At 62.5% G+C, this 6,156-nt stretch carries 7 protein-coding genes; 4 read left to right on the top strand and 3 right to left on the bottom strand.

Annotated features, from left to right (window positions below; all coding sequences use genetic code 11):
* A partial coding sequence (locus AC2VON_RS26810; protein ID WP_486955482.1) for a hypothetical protein occupies positions 1 to 303 on the bottom strand: 303 nt, incomplete at its 3' end.
* A 260-nt stretch (positions 304 to 563) separates the two neighbouring features.
* Positions 564 to 686 (bottom strand): hypothetical protein, encoded by a 123-nt coding sequence (locus tag AC2VON_RS26805; protein ID WP_486955481.1) that lies wholly within the window; start codon positions 684 to 686, stop codon positions 564 to 566.
* On the opposite strand from AC2VON_RS26805, the gene AC2VON_RS26800 reads away from it, so the two are divergent.
* The 3 genes from AC2VON_RS26800 to AC2VON_RS26790 all read left to right on the top strand — a co-directional run bounded on the left by AC2VON_RS26800 (position 676) and on the right by AC2VON_RS26790 (position 4,165).
* Positions 676 to 1,611 (top strand): hypothetical protein, encoded by a 936-nt coding sequence (locus AC2VON_RS26800; RefSeq protein ID WP_486955480.1) that lies wholly within the window; start codon positions 676 to 678, stop codon positions 1,609 to 1,611. The genes AC2VON_RS26805 and AC2VON_RS26800 overlap by 11 nt on opposite strands.
* 320 nt (positions 1,612 to 1,931) lie before the next feature.
* Entirely contained in the window at positions 1,932 to 3,755 is a 1,824-nt protein-coding gene (locus AC2VON_RS26795; RefSeq protein WP_051641679.1) for a hypothetical protein, read from the top strand.
* Positions 3,752 to 4,165 (top strand): hypothetical protein, encoded by a 414-nt coding sequence (locus tag AC2VON_RS26790; protein WP_036473482.1) that lies wholly within the window; start codon positions 3,752 to 3,754, stop codon positions 4,163 to 4,165. Before AC2VON_RS26795 ends, AC2VON_RS26790 begins: the two co-directional genes overlap by 4 nt.
* Before the next feature lie 24 nt (positions 4,166 to 4,189).
* On the opposite strand, the gene AC2VON_RS26785 is transcribed toward AC2VON_RS26790, so the two are convergent.
* A complete protein-coding gene (locus tag AC2VON_RS26785) occupies positions 4,190 to 4,885 on the bottom strand; it encodes a TetR/AcrR family transcriptional regulator (RefSeq protein ID WP_036473479.1) in 696 nt (231 codons plus the stop codon).
* 781 nt (positions 4,886 to 5,666) lie between these two features.
* Between AC2VON_RS26785 and AC2VON_RS26780 the strand changes: the two genes are divergently transcribed.
* On the top strand, positions 5,667 to 6,156 hold a 490-nt coding region (locus AC2VON_RS26780; protein WP_486955479.1), incomplete at its 3' end, for an MMPL family transporter.

Here is a 6,156-nt window from a genome sequence, read left to right as displayed (position 1 = left end):
CCGCCAAACCAGCCACCAACGATCAAGCCCCCAACACCAACGCCCGGGGCCAAAATTCATGCAGAACAGTGGGGCCAAATCACTTGACGAAACGCATTCGCCGAATTCCTCGTCGAGCAACCAGAGCACGTGCGCGATCTCGATGATCTCAGCGCCGCCATGGTCAGACGGTGGCGCAATAGCGTGGTCATGCTCAACGACAAACGCCCCTTCACTGAGGTCGCGCTGCTGTTGCAAGAGGATCCGCGACTGCAGTGCGGGCCGGTGGCCGACGAACTTGTGCGCCGCTTCAGGCGAGCGCAAAGCGCCACACAGTCATACAGCCACGACGAGTTTCAGCTCATCAAGGTCGCGGCCCGACGGACCTTCCGCGCCGCGTTAGCGCGCATCGAACATAATGCTCGGCACTTGCACCGTTGGCAGCAAGGGGAATTCGTCGGAGACAGCCCGGATTGGCTGGTCGGGCACGCGTTGAGCGTTCTCGCCGATACCGGGTCCATGCCCGAGTACACGATGAAGAACGCCAGAACCAAAGAGGGAGCGCATCTGCTCAAAAAGCGATATCACGGACCGCTGGGTGGCACCAGGGCAGAGGTGACGTGGCAGCGGCTGTTTTTGTCCAGGATGGAGGCGGCAGCGCTGGGGGTGCTGATGATGGCCGAATACGGGTGGAACTTGTCGGTCATCGACGGGCTGGCGGTGCCTAAGGCATCACCTGATGCTGGCCACGATGGTCGGCCGACGTATCGGGTGGCTTTGGAAAAGCCGCGACGCGGCGCTGGGCGGTATCACGAATCCAGGAACTTCACCGATGACGGTGCCGCCTCGGCCGGGCGGTTGATCACGCAGGCCTTGCGGGCGACCCGTTTTGCTCGCGCGTTGGTCGAACAGATGGCTCCGGGAACTGACCGGCTCATCGTGTGGCGCACCGGCAACCGCGGTCATGTGTGGGTGCGCGGGGACCGTCATCCTCCTGTCGGGGATTTCCGTTTCGGGGTGTCGTCTTTTGACGCATCACTGTGGGCGCAAGCTCAAGGGTTGACCGGTTCGCCATTTCGTCGCGGTCGCAGAACGGTTGTCGCCCTGGGCCGCCGTGAGCCCACGCAACACTCTGAGCAGACCTTCGATCGTAGTTATGCCTTGGTGGACAAGCGTGTTCAGGCCGAAGCCGTCGAGGTGATAGCCGCGGGTGCTGAGGATGCGTTGGGTCGTGCTCAAAAGGGGGTTCTGGTCGCCGAATTGCGCGACCGGCCGGCAGCGGGCGATGTTGAGACAGCGACAGCCGATTGCGCCGACCCTGCGTCAAGCCCGTTCGCAACCTCACCCGAAGACGGCTGCACAGCTTCGTTTTTGATGTGTCTGGCCTGCCCCAACGCGCACGTCCATCCCGGACACCACGCGCGACTGGCGCATTTGCATCAGGCTTTAACGAATCTGCGCTCGGTCCTTCCCTCCAAGACGTGGCGTCGCGATTGGGCCGAACACCATGGCCGCCTTGAAGACCTCAAAACACGTCTTGGCGATCCGCTCTGGGAGCAAGCGCTGTCACAACTGACCGATACTGACCGCGGTCTGGTCGATCATCTGCTGGTGGGAGTGCTCGACACATGAGCACTGCGGCGCAAGATGATCCGTACTTGTTGCTGATGCCTGGGCCGCGTAGCCCGGTGGTGGCACCAGATCTGGTCAAACCTATTCACGCCCACCTCAACCCGTACTACGGGGATCCTGTGTGGTCGCTTGCTGCTCTGACAGAAAACCCTTCGGCGGTACGGCCCAAGATCCACTGGAGAAACTGCCCCGCAGCGTTCGAGAACGAACTGCGCCTTGCTGTCTGGTGTCTTATCAATGGCGAGCTGCGCCCCACTTTTGTCCGCAGCCGCGGTACCAGGATGCGAACGCGCCCGGCGGTCTCGACGCTCATTACCATAGTGCGTCACTGGCTAGAACTGGCCCAATGGCTCGACAGTCGCGGCGTCCGGGGGCTGGCCGATTGCGACACCACCACCCTTGATGGCTACGGTCGGTATCTGCTGGCGACCAAGGCCGAAGTCCGCTCCAGCGCGCTTCGGCGCCTGGTCGCACTGACTCGATTGTGGGCGCTCGACCAAATCAGCCCCGCCCCAACCGGTCTTGGGCAACCTCCGTGGGAAACCACCGGAGTCGACGACTATCTGCCAAGGCCAATCCCGTTGGGTAATGAGAATGCCGCTGCGCCGTTAGCTGAGGAAACGCTCGGGCCGCTCCTTGTCTGGGCCATGCGCGTGGTCAACGACCTAGGCGACGACATCCTTCGCGCGCACGCCGAGCATGCGCGTCTGCTCAATGCGATACCCGACAGTGCGCGTCCCGAGGGCCGACGGGCATTGTGCGCCTACCTTGATGCCCTTCTTGAGTCCGGTGATCCGTTGCCCGTTCATATCGAAGGGGACCGGGTCACGTTCGTGGCCGCCTACATTTGCGGTCGCGTCGGCGCTGCGAAGTCGCAGATGAAGGAATATCCGCGCCGCGACCAACTGCTGGCGGCCGCGACGCAACGCCTGTCGGGCTGTCCGCTTGGCATCCCGATCACCGGCCGCATCGACGGAAAGCCCTGGCGCGACGACATCGACTACGTGGAAGCGTGGCCCTTGTGGCGCCATCTCGGTACGGCGGCATTCATCGTGTGTGCCTATCTCACCGGGATGCGCCCCAGCGAAGTACTTGGTCTGACAACGGGTTGTTGCCCTGACCCCGAGCCTGACGCCGCGGGCACAGTCGGGCGACACTTGATCCGCGGCCGCGAATACAAAAGCGCGGTCGACGAACACGGCAACCATCTCTCCGCCGGGACGGACCGCGACGCGCCGTGGGTGGCAATCACCCCCGTCGTCAACGCCATTCGCGTTCTGGAGAAAATGGTTCCCGACGGGGGGCTTCTGTTCGACTCATCGGCCCACGATAGATACAACCAACCCACCGCGACGGGTTCAATGGTCCATAGGTCGATGCGTTCCAGGATCGATGAATTCGTTGACTGGGCCAACACTCAAGCCGCACGACACAACCTGGCCAGCGAGACAATCCCGCCCGACCCGCACGGCAGAATCGGGCTCAAACGCTTCCGCCGATCCCTCGCCTGGCACATCGCCCGGCGACCAAATGGACACGTCGCACTGGCCATCCAATACGGGCATATGCGTTCGGCCGTCGTCTCCGGACGCTACGCCTCGCGCGGCCGCGACGGTATCCACGACCTGCTCGACATCGAAACCGTACGCGCCGTAGCCGACACCGTCGCCGAACTTCGAGACCACCTCAACGACGGCGGTGGAGTCTCGGGCCCAGCGGCCCGCGACGCCATCAAAATCGCGGCACACGCACCCACATTCAGCGGGACAACGATCACCGCGAAAACCGCTCGCCGGCTCGTCGCCAACCCTGACCTGATGATCTACGACAACCCGCAAGCGTTACTGCTGTGCCGCTACAAGCCAGACCGGGCCCTATGCCAACGCGACGGCATCAAAGATGCCCCCAAGCTGGAAGCTTGCGATCCCCGCTGCGGCAACGTCATACGCACCGATCGGCACGCCGCCCAGCTACGCACCCGCGCCGACCAGCTCGAACAACAGGCCACCCACACCCCCCAACCGATCGGTGAACGGCTGCGCGCCAACGCCGCAAAACTCCGCCACTACGCCGACACCCACGACAACACGCGCGTCACCTCGAGCGGGGAAGACAAACACCACCTGACCGAGGAGCCCATGTGACCGCTGCACTCGACGAACGCGACCGCATCCGCGCCGCCATGGACCGCATCTTCGCCGGCACACCCCAGCGTTCCAACGGTGCACTGACGATCGTTGCCCTCGCACAAGAAGCCGACGTACCCCGCAACGCCCTAACCCAACGCCACACCGACCTGAAAAACCAGTTCTACCAACAGGTACGGGGAAAGGGCGGACCATCAGAACTGGAGACAAGACTTCGTAACACCATTGCAAAGCTTCGCAAGACCATCGTCAACAAGAACGGCGAGCTTAAACAACTCCGAACAGATGTCCCCGCCCTCGTACGCGTCGTCAACCAGCTCACCCTGGAAAACGATCTACTACGCAGCCAGTTAGCCCAATCCGGACGCACAGTCATTGCGTTTCCCAAGGTGCACCCGCCCATGTGAAGGCCCCCCAAAGGTTATGCCGCGTTACCTGGAACGGTTTGTGCCGGACGAGGATTTCCGGGCCGAGGGCCGCGACGGGGGTCTGTCTGTCGGGCGGCGGTGCGCGGCGAGGAAATCATCGACGATGCGTTCACAGTCGTGACGATCGATTGCGCGCAGCCCGGTGAGTCGAGCGAACGCCACCGGGCCGACGAGCTGGCACAGAATCAGTTCTAGATCGAAGTCGTCGAGATCGGCCCGGGCTTCAGGGCCTTCCAGAAGGCTGTTGAACGGCCGGCGATAATGGTCGATGATCCGCGTCCGCAGCGCGTTGCGATCGTAGGTCTCCTCTGTGCCGTCCGGTGTTGGCCCGAGCGCGACCCAGGCCAGCGTGGTGACATGCAGCGGCGCCTCTTGAAAGAGGGTCGCCTGTCGGCTCAGCAGCTCGATCAGCTGGTCGCGTAATGTTCCCGTGGCAGGTGGTGGGGTGACCTGCGGTAGCAACCGTTCAAATGTTGCGGCCAGCAGCTGAGTAGAGCTGCTGAAGTGCCGATACAGCGTGGTGCGTGCGACCTTGGAGGCTTTGGTGACCGCGTCTATGGTGACGGCTTCGATGCCACCGGCATTGAGGAGTTTCGTGGCCGCATCCAGCAACCGGGTCCGTGACCGAAGGCGGCGGGGATCGACGTCGTCGTCGACATCGACATCGACATCGATCGGGATTTCAGCGTCACGCTCCACGTAGTCACCGTAAACCCCCCACGGACCTGGCCTACAGCGAATCGCATCGGGGAAGTCGTTCAATCCGACGAACGGTACTAGTAGTATCGTAGCGATACTACTAGTACACTTCGGCGGTGTAGGCCAAGCACCGAAGGAGGATTGGTGATCAGGCAACCGGTCGAGCGGTTCGGGACCCGGGGGAGTCGACGGCGCTGCCCCCAATCGGCCGGCCGCGTGGCGATCGAAAAATCCAGCTTCTGCCTCCGCGCGGCGACCTCACGGACGAAAGACGTCAAATCCTGATGAATGTGCCGATTTCGCTGACTAAAACCCACCTCTGGAGACGTGCGGTTCGGGATATCCGGCTGGCCAGTCGCGGTATTGCCAAGCGGCTGCACCCAGCGCCGCCGGTCCACCAGGGCCGCGTTCGTCCACGTCACTATCCCCCTCGCTCTTGCTCGTACCTGGACGACGATCTGATGAGTCGGGAAATGTACGATCATGTTCGCGATGAGCCGATCAGGCTCAGTTCCCGGCTGGCATTTCGCCTACGGCGTTCGTGAGATTGTCAGCAGCCAGAGATGACCCATGGCCAACGTCAAATAATCTGCATACCAATGGATTACGCAATGACGTACCCGATACGGAACCGGCAACAGGACATCGAGGTCGAGCGCAAGGGCCGACGCGGCGTCGCGGCGTGGGCGGGCTGGCGGTAGCAATTTCGCCGACACCATGAAAGGGTACCGATAGTACTGTTGCGATACCATTGGTTTCTTTCCAGTAGTGGAGACGGGGGATGGTAGATACCGGGTGGGTTTCGTCGGGCGTGGCGACGTTGAGTCGGCCGGTCCGGGAAAGACTCCGTAAGGTCACCGCTGGTGAGGGCGTTTACAGCGATCGATTAGCCCGCGTGGCGCGGTTTAGTATCCGGCACAAGGTGCTGGTCATCGGTGCGTGGGTGGTGGCTGCCGGCGTCCTGGCCGCGGTGTTTCCGCAATTGGAAACAGTCGTAAAGCAGCAGTCGGTGAACCTCATTCCCTCTGATGCGCCGTCGCTCCAGACCGTTGAGCGGATGGGGATCGCATTCGGCGAGCAGGGGTCCAAGACGACCGTCTTTGTCGCGGTGGAGGAACCGACGGGCCTGAGTGCGCCGGTGCGTCAGCGTTACAACGCGATGGTTTCGCGGTTACGTGCCGATTCCAAGCATGTGCGACTGGTTCAGGATCTGTTGGCCGACCCGGTTACTGCCGGTCAGGCGGTGAGCCAGGACGGCAAGGCATGGTATC

The organism is Mycobacterium sp. TH-M82, from assembly GCF_057473605.1.
This window is presented reverse-complemented; position numbering and strand designations above follow the sequence as displayed.